23 protein-coding genes and 1 riboswitch are annotated in these 23,142 nt (G+C 40.2%); all 23 genes read right to left on the bottom strand.

Translation table 11 applies throughout. From position 1 onward, the window contains the following. Nucleotides 1-75: 75 nt before the first annotated feature. The 23 genes from AC1EJ5_RS04765 to uvrB all read right to left on the bottom strand — a co-directional run bounded on the left by AC1EJ5_RS04765 (nt 76) and on the right by uvrB (nt 23,027). Nucleotides 76-729, bottom strand: a complete 654-nt coding sequence (locus AC1EJ5_RS04765) for a hypothetical protein (protein ID WP_308749133.1) — start codon at nt 727-729, stop codon at nt 76-78. A 632-nt stretch (nt 730-1,361) separates the two neighbouring features. Next, on the bottom strand, nt 1,362-2,762 hold the full coding sequence (locus AC1EJ5_RS04760) for a S41 family peptidase (protein ID WP_223418813.1): 1,401 nt from the start codon (nt 2,760-2,762) through the stop codon (nt 1,362-1,364). Then, nucleotides 2,749-3,096: a hypothetical protein gene (locus AC1EJ5_RS04755; RefSeq protein WP_308749134.1), complete on the bottom strand. Its 348-nt coding sequence runs from the start codon at nt 3,094-3,096 to the stop codon at nt 2,749-2,751. The genes AC1EJ5_RS04760 and AC1EJ5_RS04755 overlap by 14 nt, the downstream gene beginning before the upstream one ends. 1 nt (nt 3,097) lies before the next feature. Beyond that, complete coding sequence (gene tsaD, locus AC1EJ5_RS04750) at nt 3,098-4,108, bottom strand: tRNA (adenosine(37)-N6)-threonylcarbamoyltransferase complex transferase subunit TsaD (protein WP_308749135.1); 1,011 nt, start codon at nt 4,106-4,108, stop codon at nt 3,098-3,100. Next, nucleotides 4,105-4,542 (bottom strand): ribosomal protein S18-alanine N-acetyltransferase, encoded by a 438-nt coding sequence (gene rimI / locus AC1EJ5_RS04745; protein WP_311487222.1) that lies wholly within the window; start codon nt 4,540-4,542, stop codon nt 4,105-4,107. The genes tsaD and rimI overlap by 4 nt, the downstream gene beginning before the upstream one ends. After that, on the bottom strand, nt 4,539-5,198 hold the full coding sequence (tsaB, locus tag AC1EJ5_RS04740) for a tRNA (adenosine(37)-N6)-threonylcarbamoyltransferase complex dimerization subunit type 1 TsaB (protein ID WP_311487221.1): 660 nt from the start codon (nt 5,196-5,198) through the stop codon (nt 4,539-4,541). The genes rimI and tsaB overlap by 4 nt, the downstream gene beginning before the upstream one ends. Then, nucleotides 5,179-5,625: a tRNA (adenosine(37)-N6)-threonylcarbamoyltransferase complex ATPase subunit type 1 TsaE gene (gene tsaE / locus AC1EJ5_RS04735; protein ID WP_223418802.1), complete on the bottom strand. Its 447-nt coding sequence runs from the start codon at nt 5,623-5,625 to the stop codon at nt 5,179-5,181. Before tsaE ends, tsaB begins: the two co-directional genes overlap by 20 nt. A gap of 140 nt (nt 5,626-5,765) precedes the next feature. Next, nucleotides 5,766-6,359 (bottom strand): ECF transporter S component, encoded by a 594-nt coding sequence (locus tag AC1EJ5_RS04730; RefSeq protein WP_479814860.1) that lies wholly within the window; start codon nt 6,357-6,359, stop codon nt 5,766-5,768. 56 nt (nt 6,360-6,415) lie between these two features. Then, nucleotides 6,416-6,531: riboswitch (FMN riboswitch) on the bottom strand. A 73-nt stretch (nt 6,532-6,604) separates the two neighbouring features. Continuing rightward, entirely contained in the window at nt 6,605-7,264 is a 660-nt protein-coding gene (locus AC1EJ5_RS04725) for a winged helix-turn-helix domain-containing protein (protein ID WP_479814858.1), read from the bottom strand. A gap of 365 nt (nt 7,265-7,629) precedes the next feature. Further along, nucleotides 7,630-8,319 carry a 2,3-diphosphoglycerate-dependent phosphoglycerate mutase gene (gpmA, locus tag AC1EJ5_RS04720; protein ID WP_479814856.1) on the bottom strand — a complete coding sequence of 230 codons (690 nt, stop codon included), beginning with the start codon at nt 8,317-8,319 and terminating at the stop codon, nt 7,630-7,632. After that, nucleotides 8,320-9,369 (bottom strand): rod shape-determining protein, encoded by a 1,050-nt coding sequence (gene mreB / locus AC1EJ5_RS04715; protein ID WP_223418793.1) that lies wholly within the window; start codon nt 9,367-9,369, stop codon nt 8,320-8,322. A gap of 1,158 nt (nt 9,370-10,527) precedes the next feature. Beyond that, nucleotides 10,528-11,700 (bottom strand): methionine adenosyltransferase, encoded by a 1,173-nt coding sequence (gene metK, locus AC1EJ5_RS04710; RefSeq protein WP_308749326.1) that lies wholly within the window; start codon nt 11,698-11,700, stop codon nt 10,528-10,530. Further along, nucleotides 11,693-12,172 (bottom strand): 2-C-methyl-D-erythritol 2,4-cyclodiphosphate synthase, encoded by a 480-nt coding sequence (gene ispF, locus AC1EJ5_RS04705; protein WP_308749327.1) that lies wholly within the window; start codon nt 12,170-12,172, stop codon nt 11,693-11,695. The genes metK and ispF overlap by 8 nt, the downstream gene beginning before the upstream one ends. Then, nucleotides 12,169-12,870: a 2-C-methyl-D-erythritol 4-phosphate cytidylyltransferase gene (gene ispD, locus AC1EJ5_RS04700; protein WP_308749328.1), complete on the bottom strand. Its 702-nt coding sequence runs from the start codon at nt 12,868-12,870 to the stop codon at nt 12,169-12,171. Before ispD ends, ispF begins: the two co-directional genes overlap by 4 nt. Further along, the gene (locus tag AC1EJ5_RS04695; RefSeq protein WP_308749329.1) at nt 12,863-13,960 is read right to left on the bottom strand and encodes a PIN/TRAM domain-containing protein; all 1,098 of its coding nucleotides are present in this window, start codon (nt 13,958-13,960) and stop codon (nt 12,863-12,865) included. The genes ispD and AC1EJ5_RS04695 overlap by 8 nt, the downstream gene beginning before the upstream one ends. A 22-nt stretch (nt 13,961-13,982) precedes the next feature. Then, nucleotides 13,983-14,462: a CarD family transcriptional regulator gene (locus tag AC1EJ5_RS04690; RefSeq protein ID WP_223418783.1), complete on the bottom strand. Its 480-nt coding sequence runs from the start codon at nt 14,460-14,462 to the stop codon at nt 13,983-13,985. A gap of 92 nt (nt 14,463-14,554) precedes the next feature. Continuing rightward, nucleotides 14,555-15,451, bottom strand: coding sequence for a diacylglycerol/lipid kinase family protein (locus AC1EJ5_RS04685; protein WP_479814852.1), 897 nt, complete (start codon nt 15,449-15,451; stop codon nt 14,555-14,557). 85 nt (nt 15,452-15,536) lie between these two features. Continuing rightward, on the bottom strand, nt 15,537-16,175 hold the full coding sequence (locus tag AC1EJ5_RS04680) for a hypothetical protein (protein WP_479814850.1): 639 nt from the start codon (nt 16,173-16,175) through the stop codon (nt 15,537-15,539). Next, a complete protein-coding gene (locus AC1EJ5_RS04675; RefSeq protein WP_479814848.1) occupies nt 16,172-16,711 on the bottom strand; it encodes a DUF4256 domain-containing protein in 540 nt (179 codons plus the stop codon). Before AC1EJ5_RS04675 ends, AC1EJ5_RS04680 begins: the two co-directional genes overlap by 4 nt. Beyond that, nucleotides 16,711-17,007, bottom strand: a complete 297-nt coding sequence (locus tag AC1EJ5_RS04670) for a nitrous oxide-stimulated promoter family protein (protein WP_479814846.1) — start codon at nt 17,005-17,007, stop codon at nt 16,711-16,713. The genes AC1EJ5_RS04675 and AC1EJ5_RS04670 overlap by 1 nt, the downstream gene beginning before the upstream one ends. Further along, on the bottom strand, nt 17,007-17,291 hold the full coding sequence (locus AC1EJ5_RS04665; protein WP_223418773.1) for a hypothetical protein: 285 nt from the start codon (nt 17,289-17,291) through the stop codon (nt 17,007-17,009). Before AC1EJ5_RS04665 ends, AC1EJ5_RS04670 begins: the two co-directional genes overlap by 1 nt. A 101-nt stretch (nt 17,292-17,392) precedes the next feature. After that, nucleotides 17,393-20,212 carry an excinuclease ABC subunit UvrA gene (uvrA, locus tag AC1EJ5_RS04660; protein ID WP_479814844.1) on the bottom strand — a complete coding sequence of 940 codons (2,820 nt, stop codon included), beginning with the start codon at nt 20,210-20,212 and terminating at the stop codon, nt 17,393-17,395. Between the two features lie 859 nt (nt 20,213-21,071). Then, complete coding sequence (gene uvrB / locus AC1EJ5_RS04655; RefSeq protein ID WP_308749334.1) at nt 21,072-23,027, bottom strand: excinuclease ABC subunit UvrB; 1,956 nt, start codon at nt 23,025-23,027, stop codon at nt 21,072-21,074. Nucleotides 23,028-23,142: the final 115 nt, after the last annotated feature.

Raw genomic sequence — 23,142 nt, 5'->3', positions numbered from 1 at the left:
AATAAATAATGTAAAAGAGGATCCTATGATCCTCTTTATGTTAATATCTTTTATTAATTTATAATCAAAGTCTAATTATCCTACAACTCCCTCCCCCAAAATCTCTCGTACCGCATCAACCAAGGCGTAGTACAAGTAGGCGTCTCTTATTCTGGCTTCGGGGTGGGCGAAGCTTAGGATGATTTTTTCCTTATCCTTAATATATTTCACGCCTCTTTGGGTCATGGTCCAGTTTATTTCTTTTGGGTCTAGGGCTGATTTTACGAAGTCTTCTGCTGTGCCGCAGCAGATTATGATGTCTGGATTATAGACTTCTATTTGATTTTTGATTATTTCCTTGTTTTCCCATGCTGCCTTGGATATTTCTTTATCAACCGATGTGTGGCCGCCGCCGGTTTTTTTAAGATTTATTGACCCTATTTTTTTGAGGTATGTTTCTCTTCTTTTTTCGTTGTCTTTTAAAAGTTCTTCCCAGCTGTATTCTTTATCTAGGTTTAGTATGCCTTGTGTCCATCTGGCGACATTGTCCCAAGTTTGAGGGCGGCCTCCTTCATATAAAAACTCTCTTAGATCCCAATCCTTGCCTCCGTTTACTTCTTTCATTACATATAATATTTTGTATTTTGATGATAAGTACTCATTTTCATCAACTATCCCGTCTGTTACTATGGCGTGATTATCTTTTCTTAGCTTTTCAAATAATATTTTTTCTTTTTCTTTTATAGTCATTCTTGACCTCGCTTATATTTTTATAATTTATACCCTATTTGGATGGATTGGTAGTAGATATTACTTCGTTCATGCTGGTCCTGGGTTTGTGGGATTCTTCACTTCGCTCAGAATGACTCCCTTCGAGGTAAAGTCTATGACAGCTTGGAAAGTGGGATGCTATCTTCGGTTGTACTGGTCTCGAGTTTATGAGGTCCCTCGGCGGCCTGCGGCCTTTGACGGGACGGCGCCGGTCCTGGGTTTGTGGGATTCTTCCTTCGCCTGCGGCTTCGTTCGGAATGACGGGGCCTTTAGTCATGCTCTATGGAGCTATCAACTATTAGGAATTTCCTAATAGTTCAACTCTTAAGAATTACTTAATAGTTCAGTTATTAAGAAATACTTAATAGTTCAGTTATTAAGAAATACTTAATAGTTCAGTTATTAAGAAATACTTAATAAGTGGTGGGGGTTCTTCGGTTGTGTTGGTCCCTTATTTATAAGGTCCCTCGTCAGTCGCTTCGCTCCTTCTGTTGGGACGGCGCATGGAGTGGTTTCTTCGAATTTTCTGGTCCTGGGTTTATTAGGTCCCTCCGCCGCCTGCGGCGTCGTTCGGGACGGCGCGGTACAAAAAAAGCCCCATTTCTGGAGCTTTAGTTATTTACCATATTTTCAATTATTTCTATAGACTGTCTGTAGGAGGCGGATTCTATGTCGGGGGTGGTTGGGTGTTCTTCGTTGATTTCGCCAGTTGGGTCGTAGCCTAGGGTGTTGGTGTAGGTGAAGACTAGGCCTGAGTTTGGGAGGACGGAGTTTATTACTCCGAGGGTTATCCCATCGCCACCGGTTTGAGTGCCGACAATGGTTGCAAATTCGGTGTTTTTGACGAAGGATGCGAAGCCTTCTGCGGCTGAAAATACGTCTTCGTCGACTAGGAGGAAGATTTTTCCCTCGTAGCCATTGTCCCTTTTTGATTCGTCTGGGTTTATGACTATGGTATCTTTGATATAATAAGAAAACTCTTTTAACTCTTCCGCATGGTCTAACCTTATCCCTGTAATGTCAACATTTGACAAGTTTTCCATATTTAGGGTATTGTCCTGGAGCAAAAGCCTTGTTTTTGGCGAATCCTTGAAGAACATATGGTTTACAACTTGTTTCGGATTTTTGGTTAATTTTGGCATGAGGAAATTCTGCCAGTATTCCATATTTCCGCCTACATTGTCCCTGATGTCTATAACTAGGGCCTTGTACATGTGTTTATTTCTCAAAAATTCGTTAAGAACCTTCTCGTCCTTGTCAAGATTTGCCAAATCTCCCATCTGGGATATCTTTAAAATTGCGAGGTCGCCCTGGCTTTCCAGGCTGATATTGGCTTCACCGTCGTCTTTTATGAGGCCCATTTGTTTCCTTTTTATAGGGCCAGCTCCAGTTTTGGATTGAATACCATCAAGGCCGTACCTATTTCTAACAACCTGCCTATTTAAATTTAAAAATTCGTAATAAATTGAAGGTTGGTTCCAATTTCGCGAATAATATTTCAAAGTCTGATCAACATAGGCAGAATCGGCAATTTTGGCGTGGAAATTGTGCAAATCACCCATTATCTCGTTTAAGGTCTTGGTAAATTCTTCGTCAGTCTTGCAGTCTTTGACCTTTTTGAGGTAAATATCGTGGTTTTTTAGAAAATCTATGTCATATTTTCTCTTCAAAACCTCAAAAAATGGGTAGGTCTCTTTGAGTTCTCTAAATAAGTATTCAAAGTCTTCCACCATCTCAGACCTTGAGAGCTTTTTGGGATTTTCGTGGCTTGCCAGTTGCAAGTGTGGGGGCGCCTTCAAATCCTTGTACCATTTGAGGTAGTCTTCTAGGGAAAAATCCGTAATATTTTCCGGATAAAAAATCCCTGTGTGGGCTGCCGTCTTGATTCCAGCATTTTCCCTGGCAAGTTTTTCCCTCTCAAGATAGGAAATTCTCCTTTTGACACAGGAAGTCTGGATTAGGATGAGGAGGACAAAAAAGATGAAAAGCCCGTATTTTTTAAGCTTTGTCATTGAAATCTCTCCTCATTACAAAATCTCTTTTGAATAGGTCAAAAAGGATGGCAATATTGCCCAAAGGATTAACTAGTGAATAAATTACCAAAAGGCCAGCCAAAACAAGGAGTCTGCGTTCTTCGTAAATCCCTATTGCAGCTGGTTTTTTCCTGGCCCTTAGGGTTAGAAATCCGATTAGGATGGCAAGGGCACCAAAGACTTTTTCCAAAATTTCCTTATAATAAATTCCAAAGGCAATTATCCCGGCTCCCGCCAAAATCCAAATGATTGACGAGGCGGTGTTGAGTTTATAATATTTTCTTAAGTCTGTGTTTTTCTTCCTTCTTCTCATATCATAGGTCTAAGTTTGGATAAACTTTCATAAAGGTGTCATCACGAACGCCGTCCATATAGTCAAGATAGCCTGCCATGGCGATCATGGCTGCGTTGTCTGTGCAAAGGATGGTTTCTGGGTAATAAAACTTTATATCTCGCTTTTCTAGCTCTTCGCCCATCCTTGCCCTAAGTCTTGAATTGGCAGCAACTCCGCCTGAAATGGCAAATTGTTTATAGCCGGTTTCTTCAAGGAGCATGAGGGATTTTTCTACAAGGACGTCAACTACTGCATCCTGGAAAGATGCGGCAAGGTCTGCCTTGTTGATTTCCTCTCCCTTTTGTTCTAGGTTGTGGGCATAGTTTAAAACTGCAGTCTTAAGGCCTGAAAAAGAAAAGTCATAAGAGCCTTTTTCTAGCATAACCCTTGGAAAATCTATGGCTTGTGGGTTGCCTTCCTTGGCGAGTTTGTCAATTTTTGGCCCACCTGGATAGCCGAGGCCGATTTTTCTTGCGACCTTATCAAAAGATTCGCCTGCAGCATCGTCCCTGGTTGATCCCACGACTTCTATGTCGTTATAGTCATTTATCTTGCATAAATATGTATGTCCTCCCGATACGACTAGGCATACAAAGGGTGGCTTTAGGTCCTTATTTGAAAGGTAATTTGCGCAAATGTGGCCCTTCATATGGTTGGCACCCACAAGAGGGAGACCTGTCGCTAGGGCTAGGGCCTTTGCGGCAGAAATCCCCACCAAAAGTGAACCAATGAGGCCTGGCCCTTTGGTTACGGTGATTAAATCTAGGTCAGAATATGTTATGCCTGCATCATCCATTGCCTTGTCAATCAATGGATTTATGGCTTCAAGGTGCTTTCTTGAGGCAATTTCTGGGACAACACCCCCAAAAAGGGCGTGGATGTCAATCTGACTGGATATTAAATTTGTTAGAATTTCTCTTTCATTTTTCAAAATTGCAACGGAGGAATCATCGCAAGATGTCTCTATTGCAAGGGTATAAAAGTCTTTCATGTAATGGTCCTTATCATATTGTAGGCATCTTCGCCTGTCTTTTGATAGTAGTTTTTCCTGATAGATTGGATATTAAAACCGTATTTTTCATAAAGGTTGACAGCGGCAAGGTTCTTAGTTGAGGCCTCTAACCAAATTTCGCTGGCATTTTTCTCCTTGGCAAAATTTATCAAATGCTCCAAGAGAGCAGATCCTATGCCTTGGCCCCTGTGGTTTTTATCGACCGCTATTGTGAAAATCTCAACCAAATCCGATATGCAAGAAATTATGTAAAATCCAACCACTTCCCCGTCTTTTTCGTAGACGAAATGTTTGAGGAAGGAGTTTTCTTCAAATTCTTTTAGGAGCCTTCTTTTAGTCCAAGGTTCGAAAAATGAATCATTCTCGATTTCGTAAACCCTGTCAGCGTCTTCAAGTTCCATCGGTCTAATCACTTCTTAAACTCCCTTTCCGCCTGGCTTTTTCTTAGATAATTTGGGCTTATTTCATAAAGAGGCTTGACTGGATTGTCGTCTTCCATGGCAAGTCTAATTAGGCCACCGCCGATGCAATTATTGATATTTATCGGCGCTTTTTTTGCCCTTTCAAACTTGTCAAAATACTTGTCGTTTAAAAGGCCAATCATCTCTATTTCAAGGCCTTTGGCATTTACAAGCCCTGCCAAATCGTCGATTTCATATAGATTTGCTGGAATAATTTCTTCTAGGTTTTCGCCATACAAGGCGGCATAGACCCTTGTGGACCTTGCGTCAATTAAAGGGAGCTTTGCCCTATCAGATGTGGAACCAGCTGCCATGGCCTTTAGGGTTGAAATTGTAATCAAGTCTTTCTTCTCAACTTGAGCCAAGGTCTTTGCGACAGTCATACCTATCCTGAGGCCGGTAAAAGATCCAGGACCTTCGGCTATGACGAATTTATCAATGTCTGCCACAGTCATTCCCAAAAGATCTAAGAGATTTTCTATCATTGGGACCAGGCTTTCCGAATGGGTCTTTGATTGGTTTACGTTAAAATCGCCCAATATTTCCTTTTCATCAGCTACTGTCACAGTTGAAATCATGGTTGATGTATCAATTGCCAAGTAATTCATTAATCTCCCTTGCCCTTTCTGTGTCGTCTAGGATGGTAATTTCCCTTGTGTCGGGGTCAATCTTGTCTATCCTTATATTTATCATTCCGTCTGGCAAATAGCCCTCGCCATTTTCCGCCCATTCTAAAAATGTTATAGCCCCTTCTGGGTAAAAATAGGTCTCAAAATCAATATCCAAAAGGTCATCAGGACTCTCAAACCTGTATAAATCTAGGTGGTAGATTGTCACATCCCCCTCATAGATATTTACAATGGCAAAGGTTGGTGAAGACGAGTCGTAAATCTTAAAAAACCTAGCAATGGCATTGACAAGGGTTGTTTTGCCGGCACCCATATCGCCAATGAGGTTAATAACGTCGCCTTCTTTTAAAAGCGGCGCAAGATTGTTTGCAAATTTTTCTAAGTCACTTATCTTGTTTATAATCATATAAAACCTTTCATTCCTAACATTATACCTCTTTTTTTCGCCAATAGGAGGCTTTAGCCTATTGCCAACGCAAAAAGCACCCGGCTGAGGTGCTTTTTGTCAAACAGAATATTTTATTGGATAATAATGTAGGATTTCCCTTATCTTAATTTTAATATTGGAGAGACCCTCTTGTAGATTAGGTCGGTAACAAAGGCTGCTGCTGTGCCTTTTACGATGTTAAATGGAGCTATGGATAAAAGCATAAGGCTTACATAGGATTTAACAAGTGGGTTACCTGGAACTTGGCCTGCAAAGGCGTTTAGGTCTATGCCCATGGCTTTTCCATAAGCTGGGAAAACCACAAAGGCGTTTGAAAGTGTAGCTATGGCTGTCATTGCAATTACGCCGCAGAAAAGAGCAAAGATTGCAGTTTTCTTGGTCTTTTTGCTTTTATAGATAGAAGCTGATACAAATACAAAGCTTGCTCCAACTATAAAGTTTGACAATTCGCCAACGCCAACTGTTTGAGTCTTTGTTAGGTTAAGTATATTTTTAACTAATTGGATAGCAACACCTGCCCAAGGTCCCATAGCAAAGCCGCCTACTAGGGCTGGCACGTCAGCTAGGTCTACCTTCATAAAAGGTGGAGCTATAGGAATTGGTATTTGGAAAAACATTAGGATAAAGGCTAATGCTGCTAAAATACCGATCTTGACAACGTTGTTTAATGAAATAGATTTTGTTTTGTTCATAATACCTCCCTTTGGGCAATAAAAAATGCCCAGTTATCAGGGCACGAAAAAAGCTATAATATCTTCTTCCATCCAGACTATACTGTCGGTTTTGGAATTTCACCAAATCGGTCCTAAGACTCGCAGACTATCACTGCCGGTTAAGGAATTGCACCTTTCCCTGAAGAAGCAATGGATTTCCATTGCTATATCTATTCAATTTCTGATTCTATTATATGAAAACTTTTGCTTTTTGTCAAATATTTTTACTTAGTTTTTAAAGAATCCATTGTCCACCTATATCCCTTGGCAGTCACAGTGTCGATTGGCTCTAGGTCTGCCTTCTTAAACTCTTGTCTGATTTTTCTGATGTGCTCTCTGACAGACCTTGGAGTTGAGTTTAGGCCCCTATTTTGCATTTCGCAAACTATATCCTCTTTGGATAAAATATTAGGCATTGATTGGATTAAAATCGAGCAAATTTTAAGCTCAGACTTGGTCAGATCTAGGATTTTGTTGCCAACCCTAAAGACTCCATTGGCCTCATCCAGGCTACACTCACCCAAATCAAGAACATTTGCCTTGGACAATTCTTCGACCTTTTTGAAAACCTCGTCGATAAATTCCTCACGGGTGAAGGAATGGATCACAAAGTCTTTGTCATCAAGCTCCTGTTCGTAGGGGTTTTTTTGGTATCTTTCTGTTAAATAGATTACCGGTATATTTGTTTTTTGTTTTATGTATTGAATAAATTGCAAGCACCTGTTGTGAGTCATATCCACAAGGATTAGGTCATAGATACTACAATCCTTAAACAAGAGCTCGTCCATTGATTTAATTTGTTCAACAACGACCTCATTTTTATCAAAATGAGAGTTTATAAGGCTTGAAACACCATTTTCATTTTCTATTGAAGCTATTCTCATCTTGTCCTCTTTCTAATTACTGTCTTCTTTTACTATCATAATACCTCTATAAAGTATTTTCAACAGTATTTTTTTAATTTTTTTAAAAATATATTTAAATATTAATATAAGGCCTTAAGTAGTTTTGATATTTATTTTGTTTTTACCTAAATTCACCCATAAAAATCAAGCAATTCTAATAAATACCTATACTTTTTTATATATATTGTAAATAAAAGAAAAAAAACAAATTGCCTTTACTAATATTATATGATTAGACCAGTAAGATTTAATCATAGCAAAATTGAAAAGGATTGTCAATGTTTTTCACAAAAAAATTCCCAAACCCTTAAGACAATTCATAGGGTCTGGGAATTTTCTAAAATTTATAGGTAGTATTTTTTGATTACGTTTAACTCGTCGTCTAATTCGTAAACAAGTGGTTGACCTGTTGGAATTTCAAGATCCATAATATCATCATCTGAAATTTTTTCTAGGTGTTTTGCAAGGGCTCTAAGGCTATTGCCGTGAGCTGCTACTAGGACAGTTTCACCTTCAAGTAGTTGTGGAGCGATGCTATCAAAGTAGTAAGGAAGTACTCTTTCAAGTGTTACTTTAAGGTTTTCTGCTCCTGGAATTACATCTTTTGGAAGGTGGGCAAACATTGGTAAATGCGCTTGTTTTTCTTTTTCTTCTTCAGAAATTTCTGGTGGAAGTGTATCGTAAGATCTTCTCCAGATATGAACTTGTTCATCACCGTATTTTTCTGCAGTTTCTGCCTTGTTTAGGCCTTGAAGGGCACCGTAGTGTCTTTCGTTGAGTCTGTAGGTCTTATTTTGTGGGACATACATTTGGTCAGAATATTCAAGTACAAAGTTACAAGTCTTGATTGCTCTTTTTAGAACAGATGTATGAGCGTGGTCAAATCTAATGCCAGCTTCTTTAATCTTTCTACCAGCTTCTTTGGCTTCTTCAATCCCTTTTTCAGAAAGGTCTACATCAACCCAACCTGTAAATTTGTTAGCTAGGTTCCATTCACTTTGTCCATGTCTTACTAAAACTAATTTTTTTGTCATTTATCTTCTCCTAAGTTTTTCAAAAGCTTCGTTTTCTTCTTGCTTGCTTCTTATAGCTTCGTTCCTATTTTCATCCAGACTATCAATCCAATTTAGAGCTTTAGCTGTGCCTTTAATCACGCATTCTTGTGGATCTTCGGCAATTTTCGCCCTGATTTGGAACTTCTCTTCTATCCTATCTTTTAAACCAATTGTGTGTGATGCTCCGCCGGTTAAAATAATTTCCCTGTCGAAAATATCTGAGGCAAGCTCTGGAGGAGTCACCTCGAGGACCTTCTTAATCCCCTCAACAATCTTGTCAATCTCGCCCCTTAGGGCATCCTTAATCTCTGATACAGGTATATAAACCTTGGCTGGGAGGGCATTTGCAACATTTCTACCCTTAACCTCAAAGGAATCATCAGCGGTAAGTGTGTCTGCTGCTTCCTTCAAAGCCTCTGCAGATGTATCGCCAATCAATAAGCCATAACGGATTCTAATAAAATCCTTAATAATCCTATCAAAAGAACGACCCGCAGCATCAACTGACCTTGAAGCAATGATTTGGCCCATGGAAATAACAGCTATATCGCTAGTACCGCCGCCAACATCCACAACCATAGACCCCTTAGGATCTGTAATATCAACGCCAGCCCCAAGAGCAGCTGCAAGAGGCTCCTCGATGAGGTAGGTCCTGTGAGCTCCAGCATTTTCCGCCGCCTGGATAACGGCACGCTTCTCCACCTGGGTGGACCTGGCTGGAACACAGATTAAAAGATCAGGCTTAAAAAGGGACCTCTTAACAGATTTCTTGAGGAAATAATCAAGCATCCTCTCAGTCGCCCCAAAATCAGCAATAACACCCTCTTTCATAGGCATTATGCAAGAAACATTACCACCAGCCCTGCCAATAAGCTTCTTGGCATCACTACCCACCGCAAGGATCTCGTCAGATAGGACGTCAATAGCTATGACAGATGGTTCATTTAAAACTATTCCTTTGTTATTAATATAAACAAGCACACTTGCTGTACCAAGGTCTATAGCAACCGACCTTCTAAATCTTGACATCTTCTTTCCTTTTCTAATACTAATTTCGCCTTAGGCAGGCGATGGCCTTTTTTTGCTCGGCGCAAGGCCTTATCATTTTTTTGCATTAGGCATTTGGCCTTATAATTTTTTTGCATTAGGCATTTGGCCTTATAATTTTTTGCATTAGGCATTTAGCCTTATAAATATATTATATTACTTTTTGTGAAATATTAAACTATTTTATAAAAAATTCGTCCGAGACGAATCAATCTTTGTTCTTTTTCAATCCGAGATTGAATTCATCTTTTATGTAATTATTATATTTACAATATCTCTTCGAACCTGGGGAGGCCCAGGGGAACGTTCCGGACGTTCCCCAACCTGCCTCCCCAGACCCCTTTCGGCTACCCCCTCCGTCCGGCCCCTCGCGGGGGATATTGTGTTTGCCTGCGGCAAACTTTTAATATAGAGGAGCCCTTGTTTAAGTTAAACTATCTCCTTACTTTTTTGACATTCAGTCGGCTAAAAATCTCAATCTCGTCTGACTTGTGTTGTTTTAGTTACATAAGTTCACAGTATTCACATTATTTTAATTCGTAAATGGCTGTCAGTGAGATTTTCTTAACGCCTCCCTCATTTACAAAAATACTTGGTCTTAGGATTTTAATTTCTTCGTTTGAAAAAAATTAATTTAGCAATGTTTGTCAAAGCCAAACGAGCCCAGAAGTTCTGGAAATTCGGGACTAATTCTCCTTTTTATCGGGCAAAGATTTTTAATAGAAAGCCCCGTTAAGAAAACTGATTGTTTGAGGCGGAGCCGAGTTATCAGTTTTTAGGGGCTTGAATATTAGAAATCTGTGGGGATATACGTAAACTTATATGAAGTTGTTCTCTCTACTAAAAAAAAGCTTGCGAAAAGCAAGCTTCTATATCCGCACTCCGCTTTAGGAGCAGTCGGGGGTGTAGCGTAAGGGGGTCTTAGGGGGAACCGGTGAGGGGGCATCTGCCGCCCCCTTGGGTTCCCCCTATGAACGAAGATTCAACTGTAAATAAAATAATAATATATAATATCAAGAAATAACAATAATAAAGTTAATAATAAGTTAGTCTCGGATAATAAAGACAAAAAATCCTAGATAAAAATATAATTTATCTAGGATAAAACTACTCTAATGATACTTCATCTCGGATGAATAATTAATATTTAAGAAGATCTTGGACCTTATCGACTCTTTCCCATGTAAACCCATCTTTTTCTTCCCTACCAAAGTGTCCGTAGGCTGCGGTTTTTTTGTAGATTGGGCGTCTTAGGTCTAGCTTGTCTATTATGGCGCCAGGCCTAAAGTCAAAGTTTTCTTCTATGATTTCCTTTAATTTTTCATCGTCATATTTGCCTGTGCCGAAGCTGTCTACAAAGATTGCAAGTGGTCTTGCTACACCAATAGCGTAGGATACGCCTATTTCTAATTTCTTTGCAAGGCCTGCTGCTACCATGTTTTTGGCTGCGTATCTTGCCATGTAGGCTGCAGATCTGTCTACCTTTGTTGGGTCTTTGCCGGAGAAGGCTCCGCCGCCTGCCTTTGAATAGCCACCGTAGGAGTCTACGATTATCTTCCTGCCTGTAAGGCCAGAGTCACCCTTTGGGCCGCCTATTACGAATTTACCGGTTGGGTTTACGTAGATCTTTGTCTTATCGTCGATTAATTCATTTGGCACCACTTGCTTGATTACATTTTCAATAATGTCTTCGCGGATTTTTTCCATTGGGATTTTGTCTTTGTGTTGGGTTGAAATTACGATTGAGTCTATTCTTACTAGCTTATCGTCGTCGTATTCTACAGTCACAAGGCTCTTGCCGTCTGGTCTTAAGTAGTCTAGGATTTTTTCCTTGCGGACTGTGGCAAGTCTTTTTGCCAAATCTTGGGCAAGTTTGACTGACATTGGTAGATAAACTTCTGTTTCATCATCTGCATAGCCAAAGACCATGCCTTGGTCGCCTGCACCAATTTTATCGTAGTCATCGCCGCTTTGGTCGTATTCGCTTGCCTTGTCAACTCCTTGGGCAATGTCTGGGGATTGGCTGTTGATTGATGTCAAAACTGCAACATTTTCGTAATCAAAGCCTAGGTCATTGTCTGTATAGCCAATTTCCTTGATGGTTTGTCTTACCACATCTTCTATTGGCACGTAGGCTTCTGTTGTTAGTTCTCCTACTACTAGGACAAGTCCTGTTGTTGTGATACATTCTGCAGCAACCCTAGCGTTTGGGTCTTGTTTTAGGCATTCATCCAAGATTGCGTCTGAAATTTGGTCACAAACCTTGTCTGGATGGCCTTCAGTTACTGATTCGCTTGTAATAAATTTACGCATTTATTTCCTCCAAATAAACTATGGCTCTTGCTTCTATCCCTTCGCCCCTACCTGTGAAGCCAAGTTTTTCGCTGGTAGATGCCTTCACTGACACATTTGCTATATCAGTTCTTAGGTGTTTTGCAAGTAATTTTACTATTTCTTCTCTTTTTGGGGCAATCTTTGGGACTTCACAGATTATAACTGAATCAAGATTGCCAATTTTGTAGCCCTTTTCGTACATTTTTTCCACAACCCTGTCTAAAAGGTCGATTGAATATATATCCTTATAGGCAGGATCTGTATCAGGGAAAAGATTGCCAATATCAGGCAGAGCGAGGGCTCCTAAAATGGCATCCATGATAGCATGAGTCAAAACGTCGGCGTCTGAATGGCCCAATAGACCAAAGTCGCTGTCAAATTTCACGCCTCCTAGGATTAAATCCCTGTCTTTTACTAATTTATGAACATCGTAGCCTAGGCCTACTCTCATTTTTCTCCCCTTATATATGCTTTTGCGAAGATTATATCTTCAGCTGTTGTTATCTTAATGTTGGAATATTCGCCTTCAACCACCTTTACAGGTTCCTTTCTGTCAAAAAACTCAAAAAGTTGGCTGTCGTCAGTGATTTTGGCTTCTGATTTGAAATACTTTTGGTAAAGACTTTTTATTAGCCTGGTGTCAAAGGCCTGAGGGGTTTGGATATTGTAGACAAAGTCCCTATTTGGAGTGAAATCTACCTCTCCCGCCTCATTTACAACCTTTATTGTATCTTTGGTTTTAGTCGCAGCAATGGCTGCCTTATAGGTCATTATTTCTTCTAAAACCCTCAAAAAAAGACCCCTAGATGCGAATGGCCTGACTCCGTCATGGCTTAAAACCAAGTCAGAATCGGGATTTAGGGCGCAAAGTCCCTTGTAGGTAGATTCTTCTCTGGATTTGCCACCGGCAACCATTTTTATTCTAGGATCCCTAAAAATAGATAAAATCTCAGAAGCAAGGGGGAAATCTTCCTCCCTTGCCACCAAGATTATCTCGTCAAATTCTTTTATACTTGTCACAGTTTCAATACTTAGTTCAAGGATTTTTTTGCCCCCAACTTCTAGGTATGGCTTATTTATTGATGAACCCATCCTTGTGCCTGAACCTGCTGCAGTAATTACTGCTGATAGAAATTTTCCCTTATACATCTTCCGCCCTTACAAAGATCATCCTGCCGGCTGAGGTCTGTAAAACTGATGTGACCTTGGCCTTGATTGTCTTATCTATGAGGTCTTGGCCGTCTTCAACGACAACCATGGTTCCGTCTTCAAGATAGCCTACGCCTTGGTTTTTGCCCTTACCTTTTTTGATGACTTCTATTTCCATTTTTTCACCAGGTATAACCACAGGTTTCAATGAATTAGCTAGGTCATTAATATTTAGGATTGGGATACCTTGAACATCTGCGACCTTGTTTAGGTTGTAGTCGTTGGTAAAGACCTTGGCTCCAAGATCTAGGGCAAGTTTTAATAATTTGGCATCAACTTCCTTGATGTCTTTGTAGTCCTTATCGAGGACTGTAAGCTTGATTTTGTCAGACTCCTTGATTTTATTTATTATATCAAGGCCGCGCCTTCCCCTTTCTCTTTTGAGGTCATCTGGGGAATCTGCTATGTGTTGGAGCTCTTCAAGGACAAATTCTGTTACGATTAGCTCGCCTTCAAGGAAATCTGTATTTATTATATCAAGTATCCTGCCGTCGATTATGACTGATGTGTCAAGGACTTTTGGACTTGCTGTTAGATTTGACCTGTCGAAAAATTCTCCGCCGTCCTTAGTTTCTACCTTGGACCTGGTAACAAGGCCTAAGAGGTCTTCAGAATTTTTGTAGGCTAGTTTCCATCCTAAATAACCAAAACCAATATATAATAAAATAGATAATAGCACAAAAAATGAATTTCCCATAAATGGTAGGGATAGTTTGGTTAATGGTGTGGATACTAGGGTTGCTATCAAAAATCCTAGGATAATTCCTACGACGCCTACGACTAGGTTGGCAGCGGGCAATTTGCTAATTTTCTTTTCAAACTTCGACAGACTCACTGCTGCACGTTTGGATATTGGATCTGTTGCAAAATAAAATATTATTGCAAATAAAGCTGATGAAATGACTTTCGCCCACAGAATTAATTTGCCGCTATTAGGGATGAACCCAAAAGCGGCGTTAACTATTCCGAAGACTACTATGCCAAGAACAGCTCCGATTAGCATAAAAACTAATCTGATTACTCTTTTCATAAAATCTCCTTATATTAATAGACTAGAGTCCTATAGATTCGTCTATCATTTTCTCTGCTTCTTCCTTGGCCAAGGAACCCGCCATAACAAGCTCACTTGCGAGGATTCGCCTTGCCCTATTTAGAAGCTTCTTTTCAGTTGTTGAAAGTCCCTTGTCAGAATCTAGGATAGCTAGGTTTCTGACCATCTTTGCTATCTCGAAGATGTCACCAGTTTTTAAGATTTCTTGATTGTCCCTATATCTCTTGGTCCAATTAGAGTTCATTTCTGTTGGCTTATCGTCAAGTATTTCTAGGACTTCAAGGCCTTCTTCCTTGCTGATTATAAATCTAATGTTAGCATCTTTCATGTTGGTCGCAGGTATTGAAATATCCATCTCACCTATAGGCATTTTTAGGATGTAATATTCCCTTTCTTCGCCCATAAATTCTATCTTTTCAATTGCATCAATGACACCTGCACCATGCATTGGGTAAACTATCTTATCGCCTACTTTAAACATCATAACCTCCTAGGTTTCTCACTTATACTATACCATAATTTTGAGATTACGCTTATGCTAATCGTTTACTATATCACAAAGGAAGTCCCATTTCAATCCATTAGACCAGTTTTCATATTAACTCTTTGGCCGACGACTTCAATTGTGCAATCGGTGGTCTTGCCACCAAATTCTCCATCTAAGGACCAAGACACTTCCTTTTCAGTTTTGATTCTAATGTTTTTGACCTGTCTTTGGATGACAAGGTCGCTTGATTCGCCTGTTGTCAAAGATTGAATAATCTTATTTAGGTCTGTGATTGATTCCGGTTTTTTAACTAGGGTTACCTCAAAGAGTCCGTCTGTAAGGCCAACCTTGTCGTCAAAGAGGTTAAAACCACCAACTGAAACAGAATTTGATGCCATGAAGTGAATAAATTCGCCATTTATCATTTCGTCATCAAACTCAATTTCCGCATGGTAGGATTCCATGGATTGGATTGGCAAAAGTTTTTTGATGCCTTCTACAATGTAAGCAGAGCGTCCGATTAGGTTTTTTACATCCTGGTCGGTTGAAAAAGAAATATCGGAAAGGGCACCAAAAGCTGCCACATAGACAAAATATTTATCGTCGATTTTGCCTACGTCAATCCTCTTAACCTTGCCCCTGACGGCGGTTTTTGTAGCCTTTTCTATATCTGGGGAAATATTGATTGTCTTTGAAAAATCGTTGGTAGATCCAGTTGGGATATAGGAAATGGTTGGGTCTATATCTGCCTTTAGAGCGCCAGATACTGCTTCATCCAAGGTCCCATCCCCGCCAGAAATTAGGATCTCGTCAAAGTTCTTACCGTATTTTTCGATAATTTCCCTGCAATCTCCAGATTTTTGTGTGGCGTAAACTGTAGGAAAAATCCCCTTTGATGAGAGGTATTCGATTATCCAAGATAATTTATCATTGATGGCCCTTTGGCCAGAGTTTGGATTGTAGATAAATAGTAGTTTTTCCATATATTTCTTTCTTTCTTTTATATTTTACACTGGGGGACCTTAAATTTTGGTTAAGTCCAAAATGTCCCTCAAAATATTTGTAAACTTATTGGTTTTGGCTAAAAATTTCTTTGTCAGTTTTATTATAAATTATAAAACCAGATGTCTTTTGCCCGTCGGGAGAGCCCTTTTTGGCAATTTCTCTTAGCCTATCGTCATTTTCCAAGTCCTTTATTGGACAACCTGGCCTGTAGAGTATATATTCCGCTTCTGGGTTTAAGCCTAAGGCAAAGTCCACATGGTAGTAGATTTGGTCGTAGACACCTTCTTTCGTGGTAATTTTAAAATCTTTAAGGTCTAATTCATAACGATAATCGTCGATTGCCTTGGTGATTTCAAAAATCCCCTCAAACTCAGAAGAGTGGATTTCTTCCCCATGGTAATAAAGCCAGGCAGTATCTGTTAGGCCGTAATCTTTGCCATCTGCGGCAATTTTCCCAAAATAGTCTCCCCTAAAACGTCCCTCATTTTCAAAGATGACTTTTGTCTGACCTGTATCTTCGCCATAGGTCCTGATTAGGGTCTGGCCCTTTAATTTTTCATAGAAAAAGTTTTTTATGGTTTCAAAATCAACTTCTTTTTGGTTTTGGCTTGCTTTTTGGTTTTTGTCTGTATTTTCTACTGACTTTTCTTTTCCACAAGCCGCAAGAATCAAGATAATCAGAAGGGCTAGGACCTTTTTCATATTTCTATGTAGGCCCTAAAGCCCCTGTCTTTATTGTAGGATCCTGGGGTGTTGTAATAAACAAAAACCCTGTCAAAACGCCTGCCCGCAAAGAGGGCTCCTTCTTGGTTTCTTATTTCCTCTGGAGTTTTAATCCAAGAAGTGGTTTTAGTGTCAAAAACTGCAATTTCTGCAAGGGCCTTGTACTTTTCTTCGCTCAAAAGTTTGATACCAAAATCGCCAATTTCTTCCATAACAGAAGATGCTGGAGGATTTTCCTTTCGGGCGAGTCTTGCTTCTTTGTCATAGCAGAGGCTTCTCCTACCCTTTGGGCTCTTATCGGCGAGGTCTACATAAACCAAGCCCTTAAAGATTTCCAAATCCACTAGGTCTGGCTCCCCGCCTGTTTCTTCCATGGCATAAATTGCGTCATAAAGGTCTAAGTTGTTGAGAATACTAGATTTGACAAAGTCCCACTTAATCCTTGGGTGTCTGTCCATATTTTCTTTGAACCTTTTTTCTAGCTTGTCAATAAAGGCTTTATCGTAATTTTCCACTATCTTCTCCTTTTGTTTTCTAGTAAATGTCTTAGGGCCACAACCGGTGCGTAAAAAATCATTCGAGGTCCGGCATATTTCATTACTTTTTTGATTCTCTTCCTATTTTCCTTATCATAGCAATGGATTTTGCAAGACGAACAAAAAGGCTTGGCATCTCCGTGAGGACAGTTGGCAAGTTTTTTTGCCACATAGGCCTTAAGTGGCTTTCTTTCAGAGTCCTTTTCCAAATGCCTGTCGTAGTAGAGATCAATCATAAATTCGACTAAGCCAAGGCCCCTGTCGGATTTTATCATTACTTGTCTTCTTCGGCTAGCTTTCTTATAGCCTCAAGGTCAGTTGGGTCCTCGATTCCTGCTTCTTTTAGTAGGTCAATTATGGCATCTGTTGTTTCGCTTAGTTCTTCGGCTATTGCTTTAGATTCTTCTTCATCGCCTATTGGCTCATTAGCTGGGGCTTTTTTGGGCTCATCTACATAAAAAACCTTGCCTGTCTTTGGGTCAAAACCAACTGTTCCTGCTGTATTATCTGCTATATCTATATCATTTCTATCTTTGTTATCATTTTTTGCTTCTAACATAAGTTCTCCTTTTAATCTTTATAAAATTATTTTATCATTTTTTGCCTATAAATTAAAGCTTTTCGTTTTTTTAAGAAAAATCGCCCCGTCTGGGACGACTTTTACTTCAATAATTTTTTGAGATATTGGCCGGTGTAAGATTTTTTGACCTTGGCAATCTCTTCTGGAGTCCCTGTGGCAACAAGGTTTCCTCCCCCATCTCCGCCTTCAGGTCCCAAATCGATTATATAGTCAGAAACCTTGATCACATCAAGATTGTGCTCGATTACTACAACCGTATTGTTTTGATCAACAAGCCTATTTAAAACTTCTATAAGCTTGTGAACATCAGCTGTGTGAAGGCCTGTTGTTGGCTCATCTAGGATATACAAAGTTTGACCTGTCGACACCTTGGCAAGTTCTGTGGCAAGTTTGACCCTCTGGGCCTCACCACCGGATAATTCTGTAGAAGGTTGGCCGATTTTAATATAGCCAAGGCCCACATCATAGAGGGTTTGGAGTTTTCTCACAATAGTAGGCTGGTTTTCAAAAAATTCAATTCCTTCCTCAACAGTCATATTAAGGACCTCAGAAATATCCTTGCCCTTAAATTTGACTTCAAGGGTTTCCCTGTTGTATCTTTTGCCGTGGCATACTTCGCATGGCACGTAAACATCAGGCAAAAACATCATGTCAACCTTGATTGTCCCATCACCCTTACAAGCCTCGCACCTTCCGCCCTTGACGTTGAAGGAAAATCTTCCCTTTTGGAAGCCCTTCATCTTAGCCTGGTTGGTCATTGCAAAGACGTCACGGATGGAATCGAAAACCTTGGTATAGGTCGCTGGATTTGACCTTGGAGTCCTGCCTATTGGGGACTGGTCGATGGCTATGACCTTATCAATTTGATCAAGGCCCTTGATTTTCTTGTGACGACCAGCGTGAACCTTGGACTTGTTGATTTTCCTGGTTGCCATCTTATATAAAATCTCATTGACAAGCGAAGATTTGCCCGATCCAGAAACCCCTGTCACAGTTGTAAGAGTCCCAAGCGGGAATTTCACGTCAATGTTTTTGAGGTTATTTTCCGCCGCTCCTATTACTTCTATAAATTTATCCGAAGTCCTACGTTTTTTTGGAAGTTCGATTTTCTTCCTGCCCGCTAGGTAATCGCCTGTTAGCGAATCCTTGCAGGCCATGATGTCTTTTAGAGACCCTTTGGCGACAATCTCTCCACCGTGGATGCCAGCCCTTGGCCCAATATCAACAATAAAGTCCGCCGCCCTCATGGTATCTTCGTCGTGTTCTACAATTATCAGTGTATTTCCAATGTCTGTGAGATTTCTTAAGGAATTTATAAGCTTGTCATTATCTCTTTGGTGAAGGCCGATTGAAGGCTCGTCCAAAACATAAGACACGCCCACAAGACCCGATCCGATTTGGGTAGCAAGCCTTATTCTCTGGCTCTCACCACCCGAAAGGGTTGAAGCTGTACGATTTAGGGTCAGATATGAAAGACCAACATCATTTAAAAACCTAAGTCTGCCCTTAATTTCCTTGATAATTAGCTCTGCGATTTGCTCTTTCATCTCAGAAAGCTCAAGCTTTTCGAAAAATTCAATGGATTTGGCCACAGAAAGGCGGGTTAATTCTGAAATATTTTTGCCCCCAACCTTGATTGCCAAAACCTCTGGTTTTAGCCTATCGCCATGGCAAACCCTACATTCTTCTTCGCCCATGTAGTCCCTAAACTTTTTCTTTTGGGAATCAGAATTTGTTCTTTGGTACCTGTCCCAAATATTTTGGATAGCACCCTCAAAAATTCCCTTGTAGCGTTTTTTGCCCGAAAAATGGGACTCAAAAACAAAAGACAAGTCGTAATCAGTTCCATATAAAATATCGTTGATCATTTCATCTGGTGCATCTTCCAAAGGCACGTCGTATGGGTAATTATAATGATCTGCAATGGCCCTTATGACCTCATAGTAATAGGTCCCCTTGGCAGATGTTGCATAAGGCTCAACCGCACCTTGGTTTATAGAAAGGCTCTTGTCGGCAAGGATGAGGTCCGGGTCGACCTGGAGGTGAAAACCAAGTCCATTACACTCAGGGCACATGCCAATTGGAGCGTTAAATGAAAACATATTTGGGGTAATTTCAGGTAAAGATACGTGGCCTTCTGGACAGGCAAGTTTTGATGATAAAAGCATCTGATCTCCGCCTATGACATCCACAATCACGAGGCCATCAGCCAAGCCAATTGTAGTTTCAAGGGAATCTGCAATTCTCGATTCAATCCCCTCTTTCATCTTAATCCTGTCTACAATTACAGAAATGTCGTGTTTTTTATTCTTATCAAGGTCTATATCATCCTCGATTTCATATCTTTCCCCATCGATAATTACACGGACAAAACCGTCTTTTCTAATATTTGCCAGGGCATTTTTGTGCTGACCCTTTCTGGCCCTAATAACAGGGGCAAGAAGTTGGATTTTGGTCCCTTCAGGAAGCTCCATAATCTTATCAACCATCTGGTCAACAGACTGGGCAACGATTGGTTTTCCACAAACCGGACAAAAAGCGTCCCCGATTCTAGCATATAAAAGCCTGTAATAGTCGTAAATTTCAGTCACAGTCGCCACAGTCGAACGTGGGTTCCTGTTGGTAGTCTTTTGGTCAATGGAAATAGAAGGCGACAAGCCCTCGATAGAATCAACATCAGGCTTATCAATCCCACCCAAAAACTGCCTAGCATAAGAAGAAAGACTCTCCACATAACGCCTCTGCCCCTCAGCATAGATAGTGTCAAAGGCAAGAGTAGACTTACCAGATCCCGAAAGCCCAGTAAAAACAATCATCTCATCACGAGGTAAGGTTAAATCAATGTTCTTTAGATTGTTAGTCCTTGCTCCTTTTATAATAATATTATTATTTTCTTTCATTACTTTCCTTTCAGTTTTGTTATCCAAGATAACTTATTTTCTTTATTTATAATATTAAGATATCTTTATCTTTTATATTTTTATTCTACTTACAGTTGAATCCCCGTTCTAAGGGGGACCCCTAGGGAACGTTTCGCACGTTCCCCCATCGGGTCCCCCTTAAACCCCCTTCCGTTACCCCCTCCGGGCGACCCCTCTCGGGGGGCAAGGAGTTTGCCTTTGGCAAACTTGTTGGTATGGAGGTGCCCTTGTTTTAGTTGAACTAACTCCAAACTTTTTTGACATTCAGTCGGCTAAAATTTGATAACTCGCTAACGCTCAAACAATCAAATTTTTATACGCCGACTTCATTTACAAAATACTCGATATTATGTTTTTTGACTTCTTCGTTTAAAAATGAACCTCAATTTAGCAATGTTTGGCAAAGCCAAACGAGCCTGGTAAAATCTGGAACTTCGAAGTCAATTCTCTAATCTACTGGCAAAGATTTCTAATCAAGAAGCCCGTAAAAAATCGCACTGTTTGCGGCGAAGCCGAGTTTGTGATTTTTAGGGCTTCGCAAATTAGAAATCTATGGGGAGATACGTAAACTAATACGAAATCATTCCCCTTAATAAAGAGGTTTGCCGAAAGGCAAACTTCTGATTTTGCCCTCCGCTTAGGAGCCGCTTGCGGGGTGTAACGGAGAGGGGGTTCAAGGGGGAGGCCGATGAGGACCCATGCGGAAGGGTCCTTGGGCCTCCCCCTTTTTACAGGGCAGCCACGTAAATGGCTGAGTTTCACTATTTTACAAAAATAAAAATTAATAAAAACAATTTTATGAAAATTTTTCCAAAAAATAGTTTTGCGAAAACTTTTTCTAAAAGTTTTCTCTCATCTTTTTGATTTGGTCTCTAAGTCTTGCTGCTCTTTCAAAATCAAGCTCTTCTGCCGCCTTATACATTTCGCTTTCCATATTTATTAGGATGGTGGCGATGTCTTCTCTGTTGAATTCTTCGATTTCTTCTTCTTCGGCTTTTTTGGTGATTTGGATTATTTCGCCGATATTTTTCTTTATGGTTGTTGGTGTGATGTCGTGTTTTTTATTGAATTCTTCTTGAATTTTTCTCCTACGTTCTGTTTCGTCGATGGCTCTTTGCATGGATCCTGTGATGGTGTCTCCGTACATAATTACATGACCTTCGGAGTTTCTTGCCGCACGACCTATAGTCTGGATTAGGGAAGTTTCGCTCCTTAAAAATCCTTCCTTATCGGCATCTAGGATGGTAATTAAAGACACTTCTGGTATATCAAGACCTTCTCTTAAGAGGTTGATTCCAACTAGGACGTCAAATTTTCCTAGCCTTAAATCCCTAATAATTTCAGACCTTTCTATGGTTTTGATGTCAGAGTGGAGATATCTTACCTTGATAGATTGTTCCATCAAATAATCTGTCAAATCTTCTGCCATTTTCTTTGTAAGAGTTGTCACTAAGACCCTTTCTCCCTTGGCGATTGTCTTGTGGACTTCTCCTATTAGGTCGTCTATTTGATTTTCTGTTGCCCTTACTTCCACAATTGGGTCCAAAAGTCCTGTTGGTCTAATGATTTGCTCTACAAGCTCACCATGGGTTTTCTTCATTTCGTATGGACCTGGAGTTGCTGATACATAGACCGTTTGGTTTATTAATTTCTCAAATTCATCGAATTTTAAAGGCCTATTATCAAGGGCAGATGGGAGTCTAAAGCCAAAGTCTACCAGGTTTTGCTTTCTAGACCTGTCGCCTTCGTACATGCCGCCAACTTGGGGAATGGATACGTGGGATTCGTCAACCATGAGGACAAAGTCCTTTGGAAAATAATCTATAAGTGTATATGGCCTTGAACCTCTTGGCCTTTGGGAAAGGTGGGCAGAGTAGTTTTCTATTCCCGAGCAAAAGCCGATTTCCTTGAGCATTTCAATGTCATATTTGGTTCTCTGTTCGATTCTCTGGGCCTCTAGGAGTTTGTTTTCACTTTCAAATTCCTTAATTCTTTCCTCAAGCTCTTTTTCAATGGAAATTATTGCTTTTTCAGTCTTTTCACTAGTTGTGGCATAGTGGCTGGCAGGGTAAATATAGGCGTGGGAAATTTTTGAGATTGCCTTTCCTGTTAGGGGATCAAATTCTGAAATTTGGTCGATTTCATCGCCAAAAAATTCGATTCTGATGGCTTTTTGATCAAAACCAGCAGGATAAATATCTAAAATATCGCCCCTTGCCCTAAAGGTTCCCCTTTCAAATTCCACGTCATTTCGGACATATTGGACGTCGATCAGCTTTTTCATCACCTCTTCCGGACTAATTTCCTGGCCAGGTCTTAGGGATACGACTAGCTTTTTATATTCAATCGGGTCACCCAAGCCGTAGATACAAGAGACACTTGCAACAATAATTACATCCCTTCTTTCAAAAAGGGCCATGGTTGCGGAATGGCGCATCTTGTCGATTTCGTCATTTATGGACGAGTCCTTGGCTATGTAGGTGTCAGTCACTGCCACATAGGCCTCTGGCTGGTAGTAGTCGTAGTAGGAAACAAAGTATTCCACAGCATTTTCTGGGAAAAATTCCTTGAATTCGGTAAATAATTGGTAGGCTAGGGTCTTGTTGTGGGCAAGAACCAGGGTTGGTCTTTGAACATTTTGGATAATATTGGCCATGGTAAAGGTCTTACCAGAGCCTGTAACTCCCCTTAGGATTTGGTGCTTTTTGCCAGCGAGAATCCCATCACTTAATTTTTTAATGGCCTCAGGCTGGTCACCCTTTGGCGCATAGTCTGATTGTAACTTAAATTCCATCTTATCTCTCAATCTATATCTAAACTTTCGCTAATTTTCCTTATTTATACCCAAGTATTATACTAGAAATTAGCCACTTTTCTATAAGCAAAGTGGGTAGAGAACCCCGTCGGAG

This window comes from Anaerococcus sp. C0059F3, assembly GCF_056590475.1.
The sequence above is the reverse complement of the archived record's forward strand: the minus strand, read 5'-3'. Positions and strand labels throughout refer to the sequence as shown.